Source organism: Segatella buccae ATCC 33574, assembly GCF_000184945.1.
In the GTDB taxonomy this organism is placed as follows: Bacteria; Bacteroidota; Bacteroidia; order Bacteroidales; family Bacteroidaceae; genus Prevotella; species Prevotella buccae.
In genome coordinates, this window is record NZ_GL586311.1 from 450,200 (window position 1) to 472,736 (window position 22,537).

At 51.0% G+C, this 22,537-nt stretch carries 17 protein-coding genes; all 17 read left to right on the forward strand.

Annotated elements, in window-relative coordinates; translation table 11 throughout:
• The first annotated feature begins 100 nt into the window (after positions 1 to 100).
• The 17 genes from mraZ to HMPREF6485_RS01870 all read left to right on the forward strand — a co-directional run bounded on the left by mraZ (position 101) and on the right by HMPREF6485_RS01870 (position 22,507).
• On the forward strand, positions 101 to 565 hold the full coding sequence (gene mraZ, locus HMPREF6485_RS01790; RefSeq protein ID WP_004341550.1) for a division/cell wall cluster transcriptional repressor MraZ: 465 nt from the start codon (positions 101 to 103) through the stop codon (positions 563 to 565).
• Complete coding sequence (gene rsmH / locus HMPREF6485_RS01795) at positions 558 to 1,700, forward strand: 16S rRNA (cytosine(1402)-N(4))-methyltransferase RsmH (protein ID WP_004344266.1); 1,143 nt, start codon at positions 558 to 560, stop codon at positions 1,698 to 1,700. The genes mraZ and rsmH overlap by 8 nt, the downstream gene beginning before the upstream one ends.
• The gene (locus HMPREF6485_RS01800) at positions 1,697 to 2,113 is read left to right on the forward strand and encodes an FtsL-like putative cell division protein (RefSeq protein ID WP_004341554.1); all 417 of its coding nucleotides are present in this window, start codon (positions 1,697 to 1,699) and stop codon (positions 2,111 to 2,113) included. The genes rsmH and HMPREF6485_RS01800 overlap by 4 nt, the downstream gene beginning before the upstream one ends.
• A gap of 6 nt (positions 2,114 to 2,119) precedes the next feature.
• Entirely contained in the window at positions 2,120 to 4,276 is a 2,157-nt protein-coding gene (locus HMPREF6485_RS01805) for a penicillin-binding protein (RefSeq protein WP_004341556.1), read from the forward strand.
• Between the two features lie 34 nt (positions 4,277 to 4,310).
• The gene (locus tag HMPREF6485_RS01810) at positions 4,311 to 5,762 is read left to right on the forward strand and encodes a UDP-N-acetylmuramoyl-L-alanyl-D-glutamate--2,6-diaminopimelate ligase (RefSeq protein WP_004344267.1); all 1,452 of its coding nucleotides are present in this window, start codon (positions 4,311 to 4,313) and stop codon (positions 5,760 to 5,762) included.
• An 85-nt stretch (positions 5,763 to 5,847) separates the two neighbouring features.
• On the forward strand, positions 5,848 to 7,119 hold the full coding sequence (gene mraY / locus HMPREF6485_RS01815; RefSeq protein WP_004341560.1) for a phospho-N-acetylmuramoyl-pentapeptide-transferase: 1,272 nt from the start codon (positions 5,848 to 5,850) through the stop codon (positions 7,117 to 7,119).
• 61 nt (positions 7,120 to 7,180) lie between these two features.
• Positions 7,181 to 8,512, forward strand: a complete 1,332-nt coding sequence (murD, locus tag HMPREF6485_RS01820; RefSeq protein ID WP_004344268.1) for a UDP-N-acetylmuramoyl-L-alanine--D-glutamate ligase — start codon at positions 7,181 to 7,183, stop codon at positions 8,510 to 8,512.
• 111 nt (positions 8,513 to 8,623) lie between these two features.
• Positions 8,624 to 9,910, forward strand: coding sequence for an FtsW/RodA/SpoVE family cell cycle protein (locus HMPREF6485_RS01825; protein WP_004344269.1), 1,287 nt, complete (start codon positions 8,624 to 8,626; stop codon positions 9,908 to 9,910).
• An 87-nt stretch (positions 9,911 to 9,997) separates the two neighbouring features.
• Positions 9,998 to 11,110: an undecaprenyldiphospho-muramoylpentapeptide beta-N-acetylglucosaminyltransferase gene (gene murG, locus HMPREF6485_RS01830; protein ID WP_004344270.1), complete on the forward strand. Its 1,113-nt coding sequence runs from the start codon at positions 9,998 to 10,000 to the stop codon at positions 11,108 to 11,110.
• A gap of 6 nt (positions 11,111 to 11,116) precedes the next feature.
• Entirely contained in the window at positions 11,117 to 12,493 is a 1,377-nt protein-coding gene (murC, locus tag HMPREF6485_RS01835) for a UDP-N-acetylmuramate--L-alanine ligase (RefSeq protein ID WP_004344271.1), read from the forward strand.
• Entirely contained in the window at positions 12,493 to 13,323 is an 831-nt protein-coding gene (locus HMPREF6485_RS01840) for a hypothetical protein (protein WP_004344272.1), read from the forward strand. Before murC ends, HMPREF6485_RS01840 begins: the two co-directional genes overlap by 1 nt.
• A 15-nt stretch (positions 13,324 to 13,338) precedes the next feature.
• Positions 13,339 to 14,790, forward strand: a complete 1,452-nt coding sequence (gene ftsA, locus HMPREF6485_RS01845) for a cell division protein FtsA (protein ID WP_004341569.1) — start codon at positions 13,339 to 13,341, stop codon at positions 14,788 to 14,790.
• Between the two features lie 55 nt (positions 14,791 to 14,845).
• Positions 14,846 to 16,159, forward strand: a complete 1,314-nt coding sequence (gene ftsZ, locus HMPREF6485_RS01850) for a cell division protein FtsZ (RefSeq protein ID WP_004341570.1) — start codon at positions 14,846 to 14,848, stop codon at positions 16,157 to 16,159.
• 97 nt (positions 16,160 to 16,256) lie between these two features.
• The gene (locus HMPREF6485_RS01855) at positions 16,257 to 16,709 is read left to right on the forward strand and encodes a GatB/YqeY domain-containing protein (protein WP_004344273.1); all 453 of its coding nucleotides are present in this window, start codon (positions 16,257 to 16,259) and stop codon (positions 16,707 to 16,709) included.
• Between the two features lie 89 nt (positions 16,710 to 16,798).
• Positions 16,799 to 17,392 carry a porin family protein gene (locus HMPREF6485_RS01860; protein WP_004344274.1) on the forward strand — a complete coding sequence of 198 codons (594 nt, stop codon included), beginning with the start codon at positions 16,799 to 16,801 and terminating at the stop codon, positions 17,390 to 17,392.
• Positions 17,393 to 17,784: 392 nt separating this feature from the next.
• On the forward strand, positions 17,785 to 21,045 hold the full coding sequence (locus HMPREF6485_RS13300; RefSeq protein ID WP_004344275.1) for a SusC/RagA family TonB-linked outer membrane protein: 3,261 nt from the start codon (positions 17,785 to 17,787) through the stop codon (positions 21,043 to 21,045).
• Positions 21,046 to 21,085: 40 nt separating this feature from the next.
• Positions 21,086 to 22,507: a RagB/SusD family nutrient uptake outer membrane protein gene (locus tag HMPREF6485_RS01870; RefSeq protein ID WP_004344276.1), complete on the forward strand. Its 1,422-nt coding sequence runs from the start codon at positions 21,086 to 21,088 to the stop codon at positions 22,505 to 22,507.
• Positions 22,508 to 22,537: the final 30 nt, after the last annotated feature.

The window sequence follows — 22,537 nt, forward strand, 5'->3', positions numbered from 1 at the left end:
GCCTTTTTACGGAAGTTTTATAAAATTTGTGGGGGAAAGTGGAGGATTATGGGGAATTTTATGTAACTTTGACCCCAAATTCTCTATATAAGATGTACGTATGAGATTTCTGGGAAACATCGAAGCCAAGACCGATGCCAAAGGGCGCGCCTTTTTGCCGGCCGTGTTCCGCAAGGTGCTGCAAGCATCGGGCGAGGAGCGGCTTGTGATGAGAAAAGACGTGTTTCAGACCTGTCTGGTGCTCTATCCGGAATCGGTGTGGAACGTGCAGATGGACGAGTTGCGCAACAAGCTGTCGCGCTGGAACAAGCGCGAACAGCAGATATTCCGCATGTTTGTGTCGGATGTGGAAATCCTCTCCCTCGACGGCAACGGGCGCTTTCTCATCCCCAAACGCTACATGAAAATGGCGAACATCGACCAGAACATCAAGTTTGTGGGTGTAGACAACACCATCGAGATTTGGAGCAACGACCGTTCGGAACCTTTCATGGAGCCGGAGGAGTTCAGCAGTGCTCTGGAAGAAATCATGAACAACGACTATCAACAGGCAGAACGTGATTAAGACCGCAGAAACATATCATGTGCCCGTTCTCCTCAAAGAGAGTGTGGACGGACTGAACATCCGCCCCGGAGGCATCTACGTGGATGTCACTTTCGGGGGTGGCGGGCATTCCCGTGAGATTCTGTCACGCCTGACGGGCGGGGCACACCTCTACAGTTTCGACCAAGATGCTGATGCGGAGGGGAATGTGATAGGTGATAGGTGGTGGGTGTTAGGTGATAATGAAAAGCCTAAAGGAGAAAAGGAAGAACGACCCGGCACTTCATCAGGTCCCAACACCTATCATCTATCGCCAGAAGAAGGAGACGAGGAAGAACAACACGACATTTCATCAGGTCCCAACACCTATCATCTATCGCCAGAAGAAGGAGACGAGGAAGAACAACACGACATTTCATTAACACCTAACACCCAACACCTATCACCCCAGCCCTTCACCTTCGTCCGCAGCAACTTCCGTTATTTGAAAAACTGGATGCGCTACTACGGAGTAGACCACATTGACGGACTATTGGCCGACCTGGGGGTCTCAAGCCACCATTTCGATGACGAGACAAGGGGATTTTCGTTCCGCTTCGACGCTCCGCTCGACATGCGCATGAACAAACGGGGAGGACGGACAGCTGCCGACATCGTGAACGAATATGACGAAAACAGATTGGCCGATGTGTTCTACCTCTACGGCGAACTAAAAAACTCACGCCGCATAGCCGCAGCACTTGTCAAAGCCAGAGCACAGGGACGCATAGAGACAACCCAAGACTTTGTGCAGGCCGTGGAACCGCTCTTCCGCCGCGAACGGGAGAAGAAAGACATGGCCAAGTTGTTTCAGGCCTTGCGCATAGAGGTGAACAACGAAATGACGGCACTCAAAGAAATGCTGCTGGCGGCCACGGAACTGCTCAAACCGGGAGGACGGCTGTCGGTGATAACCTATCATTCGCTCGAAGACCGCATCGTGAAGAACGTGATGAAGGCCGGCAACCCAGAAGGAAAAGTGGCACAAGACTTCTTCGGACGAATAGAGACACCATTCAGACCGGTCAACAACAAAGTGATTGTGCCCGAAGACGACGAACAACAGCGCAACCCGAGAAGCAGGAGCGCCAAACTAAGAATTGCAGAAAAGAAATGAAAGAAGACGAGATGCCGGAACAAGCGGCCGACGAAACGCTGAAACAGGTCATAGCCAAGCAGGCCACCGAAGACGAGGCACCGCTATCGAAGACGTTCACACTGAGGAAAATCCTCGGTGGTGACATTCTCTCGGCACAGGTCATCAGAAGACAGATATGGCTGGTGCTGCTCGTCGTGGCCTTTATCATCGCCTACATCTCCAACAGATACAACATACAGAAAGACCTGATAGAGATAGACCACCTGCAAGACGAATTGCAGGATGCCAAATACAAGGCACTCTCGAGCAGCAGTCAAATAACGGAAAAAAGCCGGGAGAGCCGGGTGCTGGAACTGTTGAAAAACAACAAAGACAGTGTGATACACATCGCCGACCAGCCACCTTACATTATTAACGTGCCGGAAGAATAACAGGACATGAGCAAATTTGACACCAACAAAGTGATGCCCCGCTACATCGCCATCTCTCTCGTGATGGTGCTGATAGCCCTGGCTGTCCTGGGAAAGACGGTCTACACCATGACGGCCAAGCGCAGCTTCTGGATGGCAGTGGCCGACAGGGTGAAGAAAGACTCGGTGAGCGTGAAGCCCAACCGGGGCAACATCCTTAGTTGCGACGGCCAACTCATGGCCAGTTCACTGCCGGAATTCAGAATTTACATGGACTTCAAGGCTCTCAGAGAGGCTGGAAACGACTCGCTCTGGGACGCCAAGGAAGACTCGATATGCCACGGACTGAGCCAGATATTCCCCGAAAAAACAGCCAAAGACTTCAAGCAGCAACTGGAAGAGGGACGCAAGAAGCAGAGCCGGCACTGGGCCATCTGGAGCCGGCGCATCGACTACAACACGTTCACGGAGGTGAAGCAGTTGCCCGTGTTCAACCTCACGGCCTACCAGAGCGGATTCCACTGGGAGGAGAACAATGCCCGCAAGCGGTCGTACGGGTCGCTCGCGGGCCGCACCATCGGGGCCATGTTCGGAGCCAAAGACACGGCCCGCTTCGGTCTCGAACTCTCCTACGACTCCATCCTGCGCGGAAAGAACGGCATCGTGCATCGGCGCAAGGTGCGCAACAAGTTTCTTGACATCACCGACACGCCCCCCATCGACGGTGCCGACATCGTGACGACCATCGACGTGGGTATGCAAGACTTGGCCGAACGGGCCGTGATAGACGAGTTGAAGGAAATCAACGGCAACGTGGGTGTGGCCATCGTCATGGAGGTGAAGACGGGCGACATCAAGGCCATCGTGAACATGGAGAAGTGTTTCGACGGCGAATACCGCGAAATCCACAACCATGCCGTCAGCGACCTGCTCGAACCGGGTTCCGTATTCAAGACAGCCAGCATACTGGTGGCCCTCGACGACGGTGTGGTGGACACCACCTACATGGTGGAGACGGCCGGCGGTGTGTGGCCGATGTATGGCCGCGACATGAAAGACCATAACTGGAGGCGCGGCGGCTACGGACGCATCTCGCTGCCACGTTCGCTGGAGGTGAGCTCCAACATCGGCGTGAGCCGCATCATCGACGACCACTACCGCAACAATCCGGAGAAATACGTGCGCGGCATCTACCGCACCGGATTGGCCGACAATCTGCGCATACCGCTCGTGGGGGCCACGCCGGCACGGATCAGAATGCCGCACAAGAACTCACATGGCCAATACGACAACTGGAGCCACACGGCCCTGCCGTGGATGAGCATAGGCTACGAGACGCAGATACCGCCCATCTCGACACTGACTTTCTATAACACCATCGCCAACAACGGCAAGATGATGCGCCCTCGCTTCGTGCAGAGGGTGGTCAAAAACGGGGAGACCATCATGGAGTTTCCACCGGAAGTGATGCGGGAACAGATTGCCAAAGAGTCGACCATCAAGACCATGCAGACCATCCTGGAACATGTCGTGAGCCAGGGACTGGGCAAGAAGGCCGGTTCGACCTCCTTTAAGGTGGCCGGAAAGACGGGAACGGCACAGATTTCGCAGGGTGTGGGCGGTTATAAAATAGGGGTCACCAACTATCTGCTGAGCTTCGCGGGCTTCTTCCCTGCCGACGACCCGCGCTACAGCTGCATCGTCTGCATACAGAAATCGGGGCTTCCGGCATCGGGCGGCGGCATGAGTGGCGTGGTGTTCCACCACATAGCCGAGGGCATCATGGCACAAAATCTGAAGTTGGATGTCAAGGATGCACGCGACGCGAGTTCGGTATTCCTCCCCGACGTGAAGAATGGCAACATCCTTGCAGCCGACTACGTGCTCTCGCAACTCGGTTTCAACACCATTGCCGACTGGAACGGGAGTTATGCCAACGGCAACCCCATTTGGGGACGGGCCGAGCGGAAAGGCGCTCACAAGATGGAACTCATACGGCAGAAGACATACGGCCACTCCATGATGCCCGACGTGACGGGCATGGGGGCGCGCGACGCGGTGTTTCTCATCGAGAGCCGGGGCGTGAGGGTGAAAATCACCGGCCGCGGAAAAGTGGTAAAACAGAGTCTGGAACCGGGACATCAGATCAAAAAAGGCGAAGTGTGTACCCTCACAATGGGATGACGGCCAAGAAAAGAACAATAAAGAAAGGAAATATATGGAACTGAGCAAACTGCTGAAGAATATCAAGCCGACGGCCATTGTCGGCGATGCCGAAGTGGAAATCACCGGCATAAACATCGACTCGCGCAAAATAGGACCGGGCCAACTGTTCGTGGCCATGAAGGGGACACAGGTAGACGGCCACCGCTTTATTTCCAAGGCCATCGAACTGGGGGCCAAAGCGGTGCTCTGCGAGGACATGCCCGAGAATACGGTTGAGGGGGTGACCTACGTGCAGGTGGCATCGACGGAAGATGCCGTAGGCCCCGTGGCCACGCTCTTTCACGGCGACCCGTCGAGCAAGCTGAAACTGGTGGGGGTGACAGGAACCAACGGAAAGACCACTGTCGCCACCTTATTATATAATATGTTCCGCAAAATGGGACACAAGGTGGGGTTGCTATCAACTGTGTGCAACTACATCGAAGACGAAGCCATACCTGCCGACCACACCACTCCCGACCCCATAGAGCTCAACGAACTGCTGGACCGCATGGTCAAGGCGGGCTGTGAATATGTCTTTATGGAATGCTCATCGCATGCCATTGCGCAGAAGCGCATCGGTGGGCTGAAATTCACGGGCGGACTGTTCACCAATCTCACCCGTGATCATCTGGACTATCACAAGACTTTCGAAAACTACCGCAATGCCAAAAAGGCCTTCTTTGACGGTCTGTCGAAGGACGCTTTCGCCATCACCAATGCAGACGACAAAAACGGGATGGTGATGGTGCAGAACTGCAAGGCTACCATCAAGACCTACTCCACCCGCACGATGGCCGACTTCCGGGCACGCATCATCGAATGCCACTTCGAGGGCATGTATCTGGAAGTGGACGGCCACGAAGTGGGAGTGCAGTTCATCGGCAAGTTTAACGTGAGCAATCTGCTGGCCGTGTATGGTGCAGCAATCATGTTGGGCAAGAAACCGGAAGACGTGCTGGTGGTGATGAGTACGCTGAAGAGCGTGAGCGGAAGGCTTGAGCCCATCCGCTCGGCTGAAGGCGTGACAGCTATCATCGACTATGCCCACACCCCTGACGCACTGGAAAACGTGCTCAGTGCCATCCACGAGGTGCTCAACGGCAAGGGACGGGTGATCACCGTGTGCGGGGCCGGCGGCAACCGGGACAAGGGCAAGCGTCCGCTGATGGCCGTGGAAGCCGTGAAGCAGAGCGACAAGGTGATTATCACAAGTGACAACCCGCGGTTTGAAGAACCGCAAGACATCATCAACGACATGCTGGCCGGCCTCAACGCCCAACAGATGAAAAAGGTGGTGAGCATCGTAGACCGCAAGGAAGCCATACGCACGGCCTGCATGATGGCACAAAAGGGTGATGTGGTGCTCATCGCCGGCAAGGGCCACGAAGACTATCAGGAGATAAAAGGCGTGAAGCACCACTTCGACGACAAAGAGGTGGTGCGCGAAATCTTCGCCAACTGACAAGTCAGCCGACGGGCAGGCATAGTCTGCACGCCGACGGACTAAAGGCCACTTACAATCAACATTCATCATTCAATCATAGAATATGTTATATTATCTGTTCAGATTTTTAGATCAGTTCGACATACCCGGGTCACACCTCTGGCAGTATATCTCGTTCAGGTCGTTGCTCACACTGATTCTTTCGCTCATCATTTCGGCATGGTTCGGCGAGCGTTTCATCAAATTCATGAAACGCCGGAACATTTCGGAGACCCAACGTGATGCTTCCATCGACCCCTTCGGCACACAGAAGAAAGGCGTGCCCACGATGGGTGGCATCATCATCATCGTGTCCATCCTCGTGCCGGTGATACTGCTGGGGCGCATGAGAAACATCTATCTCATCCTGATGATTGTCACCACCGTGTGGCTCGGATTTCTCGGATTTCTCGATGACTACATCAAGATATTCAGGAAAAACAAGGAGGGACTGAAAGGAAAATACAAAATCGTGGGACAAGTGAGCATCGGTCTCATCGTGGGTCTGACACTCTGGAGCAGTCCCGACGCCACCATCAACGAGAATGTAGAGATACAACGGCAGGGGCAAGAAGTGGTAGTGACCCATAAATCGGAGTCGACGAAGTCGCTGAAGACAACGATTCCGTTTGTCAAAAACCACAATCTGGACTACTCGGAGCTCATGTCGTTTTGCGGAAAATACAAGACGGCAGCAGGTTGGATGCTCTTCGTTATCATGACTATCGTTGTGGTAACGGCCGTCTCCAACGGTGCCAACCTCAACGACGGCATGGACGGCATGTGCGCCGGCAACTCGGCCATCATCGGCGTGGCCCTCGGCATCTTCGCCTACGTGTCGAGTCACATCGAATATTCGGCCTATCTGAATATTATGTATATACCCGGTTCGCAGGAACTGGTGGTGTTCATCTGTGCCTTTGTGGGAGCCATGATAGGCTTTTTGTGGTACAATGCCTACCCCGCCCAGATATTCATGGGCGACACCGGGTCGCTCACCATTGGCGGTATCATCGGGGTGTGCGCCATCATCATTCACAAGGAACTGATGCTGCCCATCCTTTGCGGTATTTTCTTCGTAGAGAGCCTGAGCGTCATCATCCAGTCCACCTACTTCAAATACCGCAAGCGGAAAGGAGAACGCGTGCGGGTGTTCCGCGCAACGCCCATACACGACAACTTCCGCAAATTGGACTCGCAGCTCGATGCCACCAGCAAATATCTGCTGAGAGGGTGGCCGCACCGGCAATTTCACGAGTCGAAGATAACCATCCGCTTTTGGATTACGACCATCATTCTTGCGGCCATCACCATCATCACGCTGAAAATCCGATGAAGGAAAGACGGGAACGTATCAGAAAACAAGTGTTTAACAGACTTAAAGAAACAGGAAAGATATGAGTAGAATCGTAGTATTAGGTGCCGGAGAGAGCGGTGCGGGCGCAGCAGTCCTGGCCAAGAAAGAAGGGTTTGACGTGTTTGTAAGCGACATGTCGCTGATAAAGGACAAATACAAGAAGCTGTTGGACGATCACCACATTGAGTGGGAAGAAGGGCACCACACGGAAGAAAAGATTCTCAACGCCGATGAAGTCATCAAGAGTCCGGGCATCCCAAAGGAGGCCCCAATGGTGGAAAAACTCATCAAACAAGGAACCCATATCATCAGCGAAATAGAATTTGCCGCCCGTTACACCCACTCCAAGATGGTGTGCATCACGGGGAGCAACGGAAAGACGACGACGACATCGCTCATCTACCATATCTTCAAGGCCGCAGGCTACGATGCCGGACTGGCCGGCAACATCGGCAAGAGTCTGGCCTTGCAGGTGGCCGAAGACCCGCACGAATACTACATCATCGAGTTGAGCAGTTTTCAGCTCGACAACATGTATGATTTCCGGGCCAACATCGCCATCCTGCTCAACATCACCCCCGACCACTTGGATCGTTACGACAACTGCATGCAGAACTATGTGGATGCCAAGATGCGCATCTTGCAGAACCAGACAGCCGACGACAGTTTCATCTTTTGGAACGACGATCCCATCATCAAACGGGAGTTGGAAAAATATGACATCAAAGCCGTGAAGTGCCCGTTCTCCGAACTGAAAGAAAAGGGTTCCATCGGTTACATTGAGGAGGGCGAGTACAAGATAGAAAAGCCCACACCGTTCAATATGGAGCAAGAGGAACTGAGCCTGACAGGCAAGCATAACATCTACAACAGTCTGGCGGCCGGTATCGCCACTAACATTGCAGGCATCAAGAAAGAGGTGATCCGCAAGAGTCTGGGCGACTTCCCCGGGGTGGAACACCGTTTGGAAAAGGTGTGCAAAGTGGGCGGAGTGCAATACATTAACGATTCCAAAGCCACCAATGTAGATGCCTGTTGGTATGCTTTGGAGAGCATGAAGAACCCGACAATCCTCATTCTTGGCGGTAAGGACAAAGGCAACGATTACAACCAAATCAAAGAACTGGTTAAGAAAAAGTGCGTTGGCCTTGTATACCTCGGGGCCGACAACAAGAAGCTGCACGACAACTTTGACGCCTTGGGTATTCCGGTGCGCGACACACACTCCATGAAAGATTGTGTGGCAGCCTGCTACGAGATGGCCCGACCGGGCGATACGGTGCTGCTGAGCCCATGCTGTGCCAGCTTTGACCTGTTCAAGAATATGGAAGACCGCGGCAACCAGTTTAAGACACTCGTAAGAAATCTGTAATCCGGCCCGGCTGTCGCCGGCCCCATAGCTGGATATGCCCCCCCACCACAGGTCACACACGGGCCATCAAGATGCTTAGACTCAAAGAACAGAAACAAAAAACAAATAGAGATGATAAACAAGACTTTAGGCAATATATTCAAGGGTGACAAGGTGATTTGGATGGTCTTCTTCTTCCTCTGCATCATCAGCATTGTAGAAGTGTATTCGGCCTCAAGCTCTATGACCTACAAGAGCGGAGCCTACTGGGCTCCGATGATCAAGCATACCGGTTTGATACTCTTGGGCATAGGCGTGATGCTCGTCACACTCAACATTCAGTGTAAATACTTCAAAGTGATCACCCCCATTCTGCTTGTCATCTCTTTCATCACCCTGATATGGGTATGGTTTGCCGGTGAATCTACCAACGGGGCCCAACGCTGGATAAGCCTATTGGGCATTCAGTTTCAGCCCTCGGAGATAGCCAAAGGCACCGTAGTGCTGGCCACGGCACAAATATTGAGTGCCATGCAGACAGATAAAGGAGCCGACAAGAAAGCACTGAAGTTCATCCTCACTGTAGCCGGGCTCTTTACGGTCCTCATTGCCATCGAGAACCTGTCTACCGCCATGCTGCTCTGCGTCACTATCTTTTGTATGATGGTGATAGGCAGAGTGCCCACCAAGCAACTGGGCCGGTTGGCCGGCATCGCAACCCTTTGTGTGGTCATCCTCCTCTCTCTGATATGGATGGTGGGCACCGACCGTCCCGAGCCCGATGCCAACCGGAATCTCACCGAACTTGCCGGAAAGGGCAAACAAGAGCAGAATGCGCAGAATGTCGGCATGATAGGTAAAATATTTCACCGGGCCGACACATGGAAGTCGCGCATGAAAGGCTTCATGAACGACAAAGACCTCAAACCCGGCGACATCGATCTTGACAAGGATGCCCAGAAAGCACATGCCAATATAGCCATTGCCACTTCCAACGTTGTGGGTAAAGGACCGGGCAATTCCGTTGAGCGCGATTTCCTGTCACAAGCCTTCTCCGACTTCATCTATGCCATCATCATCGAAGAAATGGGCATCGAAGGAGCCTTCTTCGTGGCTATGCTCTACATCATCCTCCTGTTCAGAACGGGAAAAATAGCCAATCGCTGCGAAAATAACTTCCCGGCATTCCTTGCCATGGGACTGGCTATCATGCTTGTCATACAAGCCCTGTTCAACATGCTTGTGGCCGTAGGTCTCGCCCCTGTGACCGGACAGCCGTTGCCGCTCATCAGTAAAGGTGGGACCTCCACGGTCATCAACTGTGTTTATATCGGCGTGATTCTGAGTATCAGCCGGTCGGCCAAACGGAAAGCCATCCCACAAGAGGCTACCGGCGGAAATATCCTTGGAACTGCCTAATATGGAAAAAGGGGCACATTTCATACGTCAAATAGTGCTGATAATAAAAAAAATGATTACTTTTGCAACTAAAGAATAAAAGCTATTATGGATAAGGAATTGAGAATCATCATCAGTGGTGGCGGCACGGGAGGCCACATCTTCCCGGCCATCTCCATTGCCAATGCTGTCAAGGCCAAGCGCCCCGATGCCCGCATTCTTTTCGTAGGGGCTGAGGGACGCATGGAAATGCAGCGCGTGCCGGCTGCCGGATATGAGATCAAAGGACTTCCCATCTGCGGATTCGACCGCAAGCACTTGCTTAAAAACATCGCTGTGCTGTTCAAAATCTGGAAAAGCCAGCGCATGGCCAAGGCCATCATCCGCGACTTCAAGCCCATGGCTGCCGTCGGAGTGGGAGGCTACGCCAGCGGTCCCACGCTCAACGTATGCGCTGATAAAGGAATTCCCTGCCTCATCCAAGAACAGAACTCATACGCCGGAGTCACCAACAAGTTGCTGGCCAAGAAGGCCGATAAGATTTGTGTGGCCTACGAAGGAATGGAACGGTTCTTCCCGGCCGACAAAATCATCATGACAGGCAACCCGGTACGGCAAAACGTCTTGGAGACGAGCATCAGCAAAGAGGATGCCCGGAAAGGGTTCGGACTGGATCCCGACAAAAAAACCATCTTGTTAGTGGGCGGCAGCCTTGGAGCCCGCACCATCAACGATAGTGTGAAGAATGCCTACACTGAACTGATCGGGCAGAATCCCGACATACAATTCATTTGGCAGACGGGCAAATACTATTATCCTGAAATTCAACGGGAGTTTGGACAAAAGACATGTCCCAACCTGAAATTCATGGATTTCATCAGCGACATGGGAGCAGCCTACAAGGCCGCTGATCTCGTCATCAGCCGCGCCGGGGCCAGTTCCATATCCGAATTTTGCATCATTGGTAAACCGGTGATCCTCGTTCCAAGCCCCAACGTGGCCGAAGACCACCAAACGAAGAATGCCATGGCACTGGTGAATAAGGATGCTGCGCTTTACGTGAAAGATGCCGAGGCCCCGGGGAGACTCATCCAACTGGCCATGGCCACCGTCAAAGACGATGCCAAACTCGCTTCTCTCAGCGAAAACATCAAAAAATTAGGATTGAAAGACTCTGCCGACATCATTGCCGACGAAGTCATCAAACTTGCAACAAGATAGTTTGTCATGGAATTAAAGGACATCAAAGCGGTTTATTTTATAGGTGCCGGCGGTATCGGCATGAGTGCCATCGCGCGCTATTTCATCCACAAAGGAATGGTCGTGGCCGGCTACGACAAGACTCCTTCCGAGCTTACCCGACGCCTGGAGAAAGAAGGGATGCTCATACATTATGAAGAGAGTGTCGATGAGATACCCCATGCTTGCAAAAAGCCTGCTTCTACCCTCGTCGTCTATACACCTGCCATTCCCGCAGACCACAAGGAGTTGACTTTCTTCCGTGAAGGGGGATTCGAAATAGAGAAACGCGCTCAAGTGCTCGGCACACTGACCCGCACGCATAAAGGACTCTGTGTGGCAGGAACGCATGGCAAGACTACTACATCGACCATGTGCGCTCACATCATGCACCAAAGCCAGCAAGACTGCAATGCCTTTCTCGGAGGCATCTCCAAGAACTACGGCACCAACTACATCTTGTCCGACAAGAGCGATTTCGTGGTCATCGAGGCCGACGAATTCGACCGCTCGTTCCATTGGCTGCACCCGTGGATGAGCGTCATTACCTCCACCGACCCCGATCACCTCGACATCTATGGTACCAAGGAGGCCTATCTTGAGAGTTTCCGCCACTACACCGAACTCATCCAACCCGGCGGTGCACTCATCCTCCACAAAAATCTCGAAATGCAGCAACATGTGCAGGAAGGGGTACGCGTCTACGAATACAGTCTCGACGAAGGCGACTTCCATGCCGAGAACATTAAGATAGAGAATGGTGAAATCACCTTCGACTTCATCTCTCCCGTGGAATGTGTAAGGAATGTCATGCTCGGTCAACCCGTTCCCATCAACATCGAAAACGGCGTGGCAGCCATGGCCATGGCTCAGCTCAACGGCTGCACGGCCGAGGAATTGCGCTACGGCATGAAGACCTACGCGGGCGTGGACCGCCGCTTCGACTTCAAAATCAAGAACGACCGCCATGTCTTCCTCTCCGACTATGCCCACCACCCGAAGGAAATCTACCAGAGTGCCAAAAGCATACGCGAACTCTACAAGGATCGGAAGATTACGGCCATTTTCCAACCGCATCTTTACACAAGAACACGGGATTTCTATCAAGACTTTGCCAACAGCCTCAGCCTACTCGACGAAGTGATACTCTGCGACATCTATCCGGCACGGGAGAAACCCATTGAAGGCGTGACCTCTAAGCTCATCTACGACAACCTGAAGCCGGGTGTGGAAAAGAGTATGATACATAAGGAAGATGTACTCGACCTCGTGAAGTCGCGCGACTTTGACGTGCTGCTCGTCCTCGGGGCCGGCGATCTTGACAACTACGTGCCGCAAATAGCCAAACTGCTCGAATCCAAATAATGCACATCAACTGGAAGAAAACGACCATTGTAGTGCTTGATGCCGTTCTGGCTGCCTATCTTGTACTGGCATTCACCTCGTTCAACAAACCGGATGAATCAAACGCCTTGTGCATCAAGGTGAATATCAACATCCAAGACGAGATGACAAACGGTTTTCTCAACGTAAAGGAGATTAAAAACCGACTTGTGGCCCAACAACTCTATCCACTGGAGAAGCCCATGCGTTATGTCAATGGGCGCAAGATCGAAGAAATGCTCAGAGCCACCCCGTTTGTCAAGACGGCCGAATGCTACAAAACGCAGGACGGGCAGGTGTGCATCTCGCTCACCCAGCGCATGCCCATTGTGCGCATCAAAAGCATCAACGGCGACGACTATTACATCGACGACCACAACAGCATCATGCCCGGCACCAAGTACACCAGCGATCTCATCATTGCCACGGGCTACATCAACCGCCCCTTTGCCCGCCAATATGTCTCCGTGCTGAGCAAGGCACTCATGGAGAAAGACCTCTGGAAAAACCAGATAGAGCAGATCAATGTGCTTCCCGACCGGGGCATCGAACTCATTCCCCGTGTGGGCAACCACATCATCTTCATAGGCCATCTGCCCGAAAGCAACCGGCAGTCGGTACGCGATGGAGAGATAAAAGCCTACGTGGAGAAAAAGATGGCGCGGCTGGAGAAGTTCTACAAATACGGTCTTTCGCAGGCCGGGTGGAACAAATACTCATACATCAGTCTGGAGTTTGACAACCAAATCATCTGCAAGAAACATGCAGCCGACACCACGCCCACTCCGGCAACATCATCACAAACGAATTGATAATCACATAAACCTATGCCAAAAGAATTTATCGTAGCTATAGAACTCGGTTCATCCAAGATGACCGGCATTGCGGGACAGAAGAATCTCGATGGCAGCATCACTGTGTTGGCCGTCGTCACCGAAGATTCCACGTCATGCATTCGGAAAGGTGTAGTATATAACATCGACAAGACCGGCCAGTGCCTCACCAACATCATCAACAGGCTCAAGACCATCCTCAAGCAGGAGATTGTCCACGTGTATGTCGGTGTGGGCGGACAGTCTATCCGCAGTGTGAAAAATGTCATTGTCAAAGAACTGCCTAACGAGACGGTAGTCACCCAAGACATGATCAACGCCCTCATGGACGGAAACCGCAACATGAGCTACACCGACCAGGAAATCCTCGATGCGGCCACGCAGGAATACAAGATAGACAACCAGTATCAGCTTGACCCCGTAGGCATACAGTGCTCACGACTGGAAGGCAATTTCCTCAACATTCTCTGGCGCAAGACTTTCTACCGCAATCTCAACAAGTGTTTCGACAATGCCGGCATAGCCATTGCCGAGATGTATCTCGCCCCCTTGGCCATGGCCGACAGCGTACTCACCGAGGCCGAGAAGCGGTCGGGATGTGCCCTTGTAGACATCGGTGCCGACACCACCACCGTCTCCGTCTATCACAAGAATATCCTCCGCCATCTGGCCGTAATTCCACTCGGTTCCAACAACATCACCAAGGACATCGCCTCCCTGCAAATGGAAGAGCGCGATGCCGAGAAGATGAAACTCAAATATGCCAAGGCTTTCACCGATAACAACGACATCGACAGCACCCTCACCTACCCCATCGATCAAGACCGGCAGGTGGAGAGCCGCAAATTCATCGACATTGTGGAGGGGCGGTTGGAAGAAATCATCGAGAACGCGTGGTTTCAGGTGCCCAGTGAGTATGCCGACAAACTCTTGGGCGGCATCATACTCACCGGCGGCGGTTCCAATATCCCCAATCTGGAACGGGCCGTGCGCAACCACACACATATTGAGAAGATACGCATAGCCAAGTTTGTCACACAGACCATCAACTCCAACGACCCGAAGATTACTGATCACAACGGGATGATGAACACCGTGCTCAGTCTGCTTGCCAAAGGCGACATGAACTGTGCGGGCAGCGAAATCAAAGCCGACCTTTTCGGCACCGGTGAGCCACGCCCCACAACCACAACCGGCACACTGCACACCACCCCGCGCACTCCCAACGAGACCAGCGGCACAGGCGTGGTGCTCACGGCGGCCGAAAAGCAGAAAGCCGAAGAGGAGGCCCGCCGCAAGAGGGAGGCTGAGGAGGAGGCTGCACGCAAAGCCGCTGCCGAAGAGGCCGCCCGTAAAGAGCGGGAGCGCAAGGAGAACAGCCCGTTGCACAAGATGTCTACCGGCTTGAAGAAGTTCATCAAACAGATGGTGTCGGAGGAGGAGTGACCACACACACGAGACAGACAGCACATTACTAATCCTTTAAAGTACAGATAAGAACATGCCAGACATATTAGATTTCGGTGAACCCGAGAAAGAGAACAGCATCATCAAAGTGATTGGTGTGGGTGGAGGCGGCGGCAACGCTGTCAACCACATGTATCGTGAAGGCATCCACGACGTGAGTTTCGTGCTTTGCAACACGGACAATCAGGCACTCAACGACTCTCCCGTGCCCGTGCATCTGCAACTGGGCAAGGAGGGACTCGGTGCCGGCAACAAACCCGAACGTGCCCGTCAGGCGGCCGAGGAGACCATCGACGACATCAAGAACATGCTCAACGACGGCACCAAGATGGCTTTCATCACGGCCGGTATGGGTGGCGGCACAGGCACGGGGGCCGCTCCCGTGATAGCCCGTGTGAGCAAGGAGCTGGACATCCTCACCGTGGGCATCGTCACGATTCCTTTCCGCTTCGAGGGCGACAAGAAGATCGATCAGGCCCTCGACGGCGTGGAGGAGATGTCGAAACACGTAGATGCCCTGCTCGTCATCAACAATGAGCGCTTGCGCGAAATCTATCCTGAACTCTCCCTGCTCAACGCCTTTGCCAAGGCCGACGACACACTGAGCGTGGCAGCCAAGAGCATTGCCGAGATTATCACCACCCACGGACTCATCAACCTCGACTTCAACGATGTAAAAACCGTGCTCAAAGACGGCGGTGTGGCCATCATGAGCACCGGCTACGGTGAGGGCGAGGGGCGCGTGAAGCAGGCCATCGACGATGCACTCAACTCGCCGTTGCTCAACGACAACGACATTTACAACTCCAAGAAGATATTGCTCAGCATTGCTTACGCCAGCGACAAGAGCGGTGACAGCGGACTGATGATGGACGAGATGAACGACGTGAACGACTTCATGGCGCGTTTCGACAGCAACTTCGAAATCAAATGGGGCGTAGCCATCGATCCCGAACTGGAGAAAAAAGTGAAAGTGACCATTCTTGCCACGGGCTTCGGCATCGAAGATGTGGACGGCATGAACGGCCACTTGAAGAAGCACACGCAGGAAGAGGCCGACCGCATAGCCCAAGAGGAGGAGCGCAGGGCCGAGAACGAGGAGCGCCGTGGACGCTACTATGGCTCCATCGGCAAAAACAACCAGTATAAGCGCCGCCCCCACATCTTCCTTTTCCGCCCCGAAGATCTCGACAACGAAGATGTCATCATGGCCGTGGAGAGTACGCCCACCTACAAGCGCACGCGCCAGATGCTCGACGACATACGCAGTCAGGCTACCGGCATCAGCAACAAGGAGAGCGACAAGGAGGCCGGCGAACCCATTCAGGGAACCATCAGCTTTGCCTGAACCAACTCCTTTGACAGTTTATGAATGATCAATAACCACGGGCCGGCTATTCACTTAGTCGGCCCTTTTTTAAAATCTATAAGAAAGGAAAACAACTATGACACTATTCGACAAAATCAGTGAAGACATCAAGGCTGCCATGAAAGCCCGTGACAAAGTGCGCTTGGAGACGCTGCGCAACATCAAGAAAGTGTTTATCGAGGCCAAGACCGCTCCCGGTGCCAACGACGAACTCGACGATGCGGCCGCATTGAAAATCATTCAGAAGTTGGCCAAGCAGGGCCGCGAGACCGCCCGGACTTATACTGACAACAGCCGGCAAGACCTCGCCGACGAGGAACTGGCCCAAGTGGCTGTCATGGAAGAGTATCTGCCCAAGCAGCTCTCACCCGAGGAGATAGAAAAGGCCGTGAAAGACATCATCGCCCAGACCGGAGCCACCTCGATGAAGGACATGGGCAAGGTGATGGGCATGGCCGGCAAACTGCTGGCGGGCAAGGCCGACGGCAAAGCCATCTCTACCATCGTGAAACAATTACTCGGGGCCTGAAGACTATCCGGCAGTAAGTTTATGGCAAAGCCACACGCACTACCGGCGTGTGGCTTTGCCCCCACTTTCCACTTTAAAATCCAACAAACATGAAAAAGCTCTTTTTAGCCTTGGCGTTATCCATTGCCACAAGTCCGATCGGCAGCAAGGCAGAAACCATCCACCTCGACAGCCCCACCGGGCATCAACGTTCCGCGCAACACACCATCTCGTTCAACTACGGCCTCTCATGGATCGTCTCCAAAGTCTACGACTATCGGGCGTACAAAAACTACCGTTGGCGAGAGGGACAGGAGTTGCAAACCGAGTACACCTGCGTGTTTGCCCAAGGTCTGGGCTTCGGGCTCGTCGGTTCTTTCAACTGGACCGAGTATCCCGCAGCACAAATCACTCAGCTGCACATAGCCCCCGAGTTTGTCTTTGCCCACGATTTGGGCGACCATTGGCGGGTGAAAGCCTCTGCCGGCCTCGGTTTGGCTTACTACAACGATGAGGCTGCCAGCCACTACGGCTTGGGATCCAATCTCTCCGGAGGCATCGAATACAAGTTCACCCGCCACTTCGGCATTGGTGCCGAACTCAACTCCATGTCGGGCAATTACGGCAAATCCGACTACAATGATAACGAAATCGACGGCTTCGTCAGGCTCAACGCCTTGGTCGGCGTGAGGTTCCATTTTTAGTCGCACTACCTTACCGGGCGAGCCGTCAGGTACCATGACTCGTCCGGCAATATCATCAGGATAATCGACTACGCTTAGACTATAACTTATGAGTTAACTGTTTTCCCATCTACATTTTTGTATTTTCTTTACTCACTTCAATTCTTTTTCTGACAACAGTAAGAAGTGTCATATATTCCTGCACTGCCTATGTAATTCTTCACACAGAAGATTTCTGGAAAATTTTTAAGCTACAAAACAAAATATTTATTTATTTTTCTTTGAACTTTTAATAATTAATACTATATTTGCGCTATCTACAGAACAAATCGACACATAACAAAAGCTTTCTTTTTCTTTCACAATCTACTGACCGAATAACTTAAACAATATGGTTAACTAAAATTACGGTTATGAAACATGAAATCAAACACAAAACATGTCTGCCTATATACATGGCAGCATTGAGTTCTTTTATTACAATAGGAACTCTCACAAGTATTCCAATTACCACTTTGGCTATGGGCAATGCCTTAACACACACCTTGCCAGACAAAGCACCCTCTTTTCCCACTTTCGAAAATACAGTACTCAATATGAGTACTCAACAAAACAACACAACAAAAGGTCACATTGTAGACGAAAACGGTGAACCATTGATAGGAGTCACGGTGAGAGAAGTTGGCGGCCAGTCCGCAACCATCACCGACCTTGATGGAAACTATGCCCTGAGCGTCCCCAAGGGAACAACTCTCAAGCTTTCATATACCGGTTATAAAGACATGCAGATACGAGCCGGAGAAAATGCAACTATGCAACCTGATATCCAAGGACTTGACGATGTTGTAGTCATCGGCTATGGTACTGTAAAAAAACGTGATCTCACGGGAGCAGTAGCAGCCGTTGGAGCCGATAAACTTAAAAATCGGCCCTATGGAAATGCCCTACAATCGATGGCAGGGCAAGTATCAGGAGTCAACATCACGCAAACACAGGGAGCACCCGGAATGGCACCTACTATCAAAGTGCGCGGTATGTCATCCATCAACTCGGGGACATCTCCTTTATATGTTATTGACGGCATACCCCTAGAAGACAATACAAGTTCTACAGGCACCAATGGAGGAAACGTGTTGACTGCTAATCGTAACCCAATGAACAACATCAACCCCAATGATATAGAAAGTATTGAGGTACTAAAAGACGCCTCATCAGCTGCAATCTACGGATCTAGAGGAGCCAATGGTGTAGTTCTTATTACAACAAAGACGGGTAAGGCCGGAAGGACTAAAATAGATATAAGCTACGAAACAGGCATATCAAAAGTTATCCGTAAAATAGATCTGATGGATGCTCGGCAATGGATTGACTTCGAGACAGCAGCACGTACCAATAGTTTCAATACGGCAAAATTGAACAACCCAAATCTTAAGCCTTCATCAAGTATGACTAATTATTACGTGCCCGATGAATTTTCAGATCCCGAATGGTTAACCCGTATTGGAAATGGTACTAATTGGCAAGATATAATGCTCCGCACCGCACAATCTCACAATGTTCAAGCCAGCGTTATGGGAGGTAGTGAAAATACACAATTCATGGTCTCCGGAAATTTTCTTGATCAAAATGGTGTCGTAGACCGTACATTTTATCAGAGGTACAGCGTGCGCAGCAATTTAAACCATCGATTCAATAATCGCTTTTCCCTCTCTATCAAACTCGCCTTAACCCGTAGTAAGGATTTCCCAAACGGGTTAAACGGAAAATCTGATGTTGTATCTTTAGCTTGCCAAAGTGATCCAATATTTCCATTACACGTGGAAACAGGAAGTCTCGGTTTCAAAGATCCAAAATCTATTTGGAATACTTTTGTCAAATATGGTTTTCAACTTTGGCATCCTTATTCCCTCACCCGAGAGATGACGAAAAAACGCATAACCAACACACAACTACTTAACACCTACCTTGACTGGAAAATCATTGATGGACTCACTTTCCGCACAGCGCTGAATGCCGACAATGAAGACATGCACTTCAACTCTTATTGGAACGAAGGACAAAATTGGGGCTACTCAGGTTGGGTGCATGCAACGGGATCCAATCAGACTTTGCACCAATTTAACTGGGCATGGGAAAACACACTCAATTATATCCACACCTTCGGTGAGCATTCCGTCACGGGATTGCTCGGCTACACCATGCAAAAACAGACACTCGAAGTAAGCAATATGTCGGCTACCGATTTTCCCAATGACATGGTGCATACGCTAAATGCCGGCAAAGTGAACAACGGCAGTACCTCTGAAACCCAATGGAGCTTAATTTCCTATCTGTCTCGTATAACCTATGCCTACCAAGGCAAATACTTGGCTTCGGCCGCTCTTCGTGCTGATGGTTGTTCACGTTTTGGAGCCAACAGTCGTTGGGGCTACTTCCCCTCAGCATCGCTTGCATGGAGACTATCAGAAGAATCTTTGCTGAAAAACAACCTCAAATGGCTTGACAACCTCAAGATTCGCCTTAGTTATGGAGAAACAGGCAATAATCAGATTGACAACTATGGCTCCATAGGTCTGCTCAGTTATTCATCCTATGTCGTAAATGGAGCCATCGCTCAAGGTCTGTACACCTCTACCAATCCGTCACCCGATTTAAAATGGGAAAAAACATGGCAAGTTAACCTCGGACTGGATGCAACAATACTCAACAACAGACTGAATGTCGCTCTCGACCTTTATTATTCGAAAACCAACAATTTGCTTCTAAATGTTCCCATCCCCGTTATTACCGGTTTTGAGACATCACTCAACAATATCGGCTCACTTCGCAACCAAGGTGTAGAGTTCAATCTCACTTCCCATAACTTCGTAGGTAAATTTACATGGACAACAGATTTCAATATCTCTGCCAATCGCAACAAAGTTTTGAAACTGGGCAACAATAACGAGCCCATTCTCGTCAACACCAATTCGGCACTATCCATCACCCAAGTGGGACACCCCATCGGTTGCTACTACGGTTACAAGATAGATGGCGTGTTAAGCAGCCAAGATATTGCCAACGGCGTACCAGCTCCGGCAGGAAGTGAAGCCGGTGATCCATTGGTGCGCGATGTGGACGGCAACAAGAAAATAGATGCCAATGATCGAACTATTCTTGGCAACTACCAGCCTAACTTCACTTGGGGACTTACAAACACTTTTTCTTACCGGGGCTTCGATTTCTCTTTCATGCTCACAGGCGCGCAAGGTGGGGAGATAATGAACCAGAATGCGCGTTTTCTCGGTGAATTCAACGGAAACCGCAATGTCTACGCTTCAGTGGCCAATTACTGGAGGTCTGATGCAGAACCCGGAGACGGCATGACTCCCAAGCCCAGAACAGTATCTACCGGTGTGCGTGGGCAAAGCACAAGCTATTGGGTAGAAGATGCCTCTTTTGTCCGTATCAAGAATATACGTTTGGGATACACCTTTCCTGTAAAACTCATACAACAAATAGGATTAAGTGGACTCCGTGCCTATGTCAATTTGGAAAACGTGCATGTATTTTCCAACTATCGCAACTACGACCCTGAAAACTCCACCTTCCAAAGTGGCTACCGAGTCGGCTATGACTATGGTGCCTACCCTACCCCGTTCAGCGCTACGTTCGGATTGAATGTCTCTTTCTAACACAACACTTTCTTTCAAACAATTATTAAGCCGTGAAATCATGAATAAATTAAAATACATCATAGCATCCCTTCTCGCTCTCATGCTCTCCGGATGCAACAGTTTCCTTGAATTATCCCCCAAATCTCAGGTCAATGAAAACGGGTACTACAAGACGGAAGAGGACTTCACAACATCTATGCATGCCGTCTATGCTACCCTACATACCATTTACGGCCCCCAGTCGCTACCTTCCTATTTCGGGGAGTGTGCATCGGACAATGCTTACTGCAATGAAACGGCAGGTGACTACAATGACAAATATGCACTGACCAAACATCAGAATTTGACAACGGCTAATGCTATCGTTCTCGATTTCTGGAATACTTATTACAAAGCCATGTTTAAAATCAACAATGTGCTGAATAAGATGGAAGGCTCGGACTTTTCCACTAAGAAACAGATACAAGGCGAATGCAGATTCATCCGTGCACTCTACTATTTCGATATGGTACGCGCTTGGGGCGATATACCTTTGGTGCTGGTACCCGTGACAGTGGCACAGTCATACGGTATGGCCCGCACCTCTACCGCCGATATCTACAAGGCCATTATTGACGATTTAGAATTTGCAGCTTCCAACCTCCCCCCAAAAACCAGCGAACGTTTCGCAGGTGCTGCAACATCAGACGCAGCTAACGTGCTACTCGGAAAGGTTTATCTCACAATGGGTAACAAAGAGGCTGCCAAAACGGTACTGATGAAAGAATATGGAAAATTTTCGCTTGAAACTGAGTATGCCAAGTTATGGAATCCAAAAAATAAAAACTGTCGGGAGTCTATATTTGAGGTTCAATATCTCGGTGGAAAATCAAATCCTTATAGCAAGTATTGGGCTGTTTTCGCCCCACTTGACAATCGATGTGTCACAGCTTGGGGAATGGGGGCCAATCAAGTGACTGAAGATCTATACCAAGCATTTGAAAAGGGAGATCCACGACGAGAAGCCACTGTGCAAAACGGATATACAAACACCAATGGAAATTTTATTGCTGACAAATTTTTCGTTAAATGGAGAGATAATGGGGCCGAACTCGACAAACTGACAGAGGCAGCAAACAATAATTTCATAATCTTGCGTTATGCTGATGTATTGCTCATGCTGACTGAGGCTACAGGCGAGGCCAAATATATGAACGAAGTGCGCACAAGGGCAGGACTTCCCGGATATGGAGACCCCAACTATCCCACAGCTTACAATACACTTGAAGCAGCCTTGCAGCATGAGGAGCAAGTGGAATTTGGAGGTGAGTTCCATCGCATGTTTGATTTGCTGCGCCATGGTACAGCCATGACCGTTATCAATCAATGCTCTAAAGAGCATGGCAAAATTACCAATGCCAACCAATTCTTACTACCAATTCCCCAATATGTGGTAGACCAGAATCCCACCGTCATCAGACAGAACAATGCCTATAAATAAACCAATCCCTTTATTTTATAGTGTTAAAAT

Bases quoted from the DNA above. Each gene is read 5' to 3' on its own strand.
- mraZ (WP_004341550.1), top strand. From the start codon at position 101: ATGAGATTTCTGGGAAACATCGAAGCCAAGACCGATGCCAAAGGGCGC.
- HMPREF6485_RS01800 (WP_004341554.1), top strand. From the start codon at position 1,697: ATGAAAGAAGACGAGATGCCGGAACAAGCGGCCGACGAAACGCTGAAA.
- HMPREF6485_RS01805 (WP_004341556.1), top strand. From the start codon at position 2,120: ATGAGCAAATTTGACACCAACAAAGTGATGCCCCGCTACATCGCCATC.
- HMPREF6485_RS01810 (WP_004344267.1), top strand. From the start codon at position 4,311: ATGGAACTGAGCAAACTGCTGAAGAATATCAAGCCGACGGCCATTGTC.
- mraY (WP_004341560.1), top strand. From the start codon at position 5,848: ATGTTATATTATCTGTTCAGATTTTTAGATCAGTTCGACATACCCGGG.
- murD (WP_004344268.1), top strand. From the start codon at position 7,181: ATGAGTAGAATCGTAGTATTAGGTGCCGGAGAGAGCGGTGCGGGCGCA.
- HMPREF6485_RS01825 (WP_004344269.1), top strand. From the start codon at position 8,624: ATGATAAACAAGACTTTAGGCAATATATTCAAGGGTGACAAGGTGATT.
- murG (WP_004344270.1), top strand. From the start codon at position 9,998: ATGGATAAGGAATTGAGAATCATCATCAGTGGTGGCGGCACGGGAGGC.
- murC (WP_004344271.1), top strand. From the start codon at position 11,117: ATGGAATTAAAGGACATCAAAGCGGTTTATTTTATAGGTGCCGGCGGT.
- HMPREF6485_RS01840 (WP_004344272.1), top strand. From the start codon at position 12,493: ATGCACATCAACTGGAAGAAAACGACCATTGTAGTGCTTGATGCCGTT.
- ftsA (WP_004341569.1), top strand. From the start codon at position 13,339: ATGCCAAAAGAATTTATCGTAGCTATAGAACTCGGTTCATCCAAGATG.
- ftsZ (WP_004341570.1), top strand. From the start codon at position 14,846: ATGCCAGACATATTAGATTTCGGTGAACCCGAGAAAGAGAACAGCATC.
- HMPREF6485_RS01855 (WP_004344273.1), top strand. From the start codon at position 16,257: ATGACACTATTCGACAAAATCAGTGAAGACATCAAGGCTGCCATGAAA.
- HMPREF6485_RS01860 (WP_004344274.1), top strand. From the start codon at position 16,799: ATGAAAAAGCTCTTTTTAGCCTTGGCGTTATCCATTGCCACAAGTCCG.
- HMPREF6485_RS13300 (WP_004344275.1), top strand. From the start codon at position 17,785: ATGAAACATGAAATCAAACACAAAACATGTCTGCCTATATACATGGCA.
- HMPREF6485_RS01870 (WP_004344276.1), top strand. From the start codon at position 21,086: ATGAATAAATTAAAATACATCATAGCATCCCTTCTCGCTCTCATGCTC.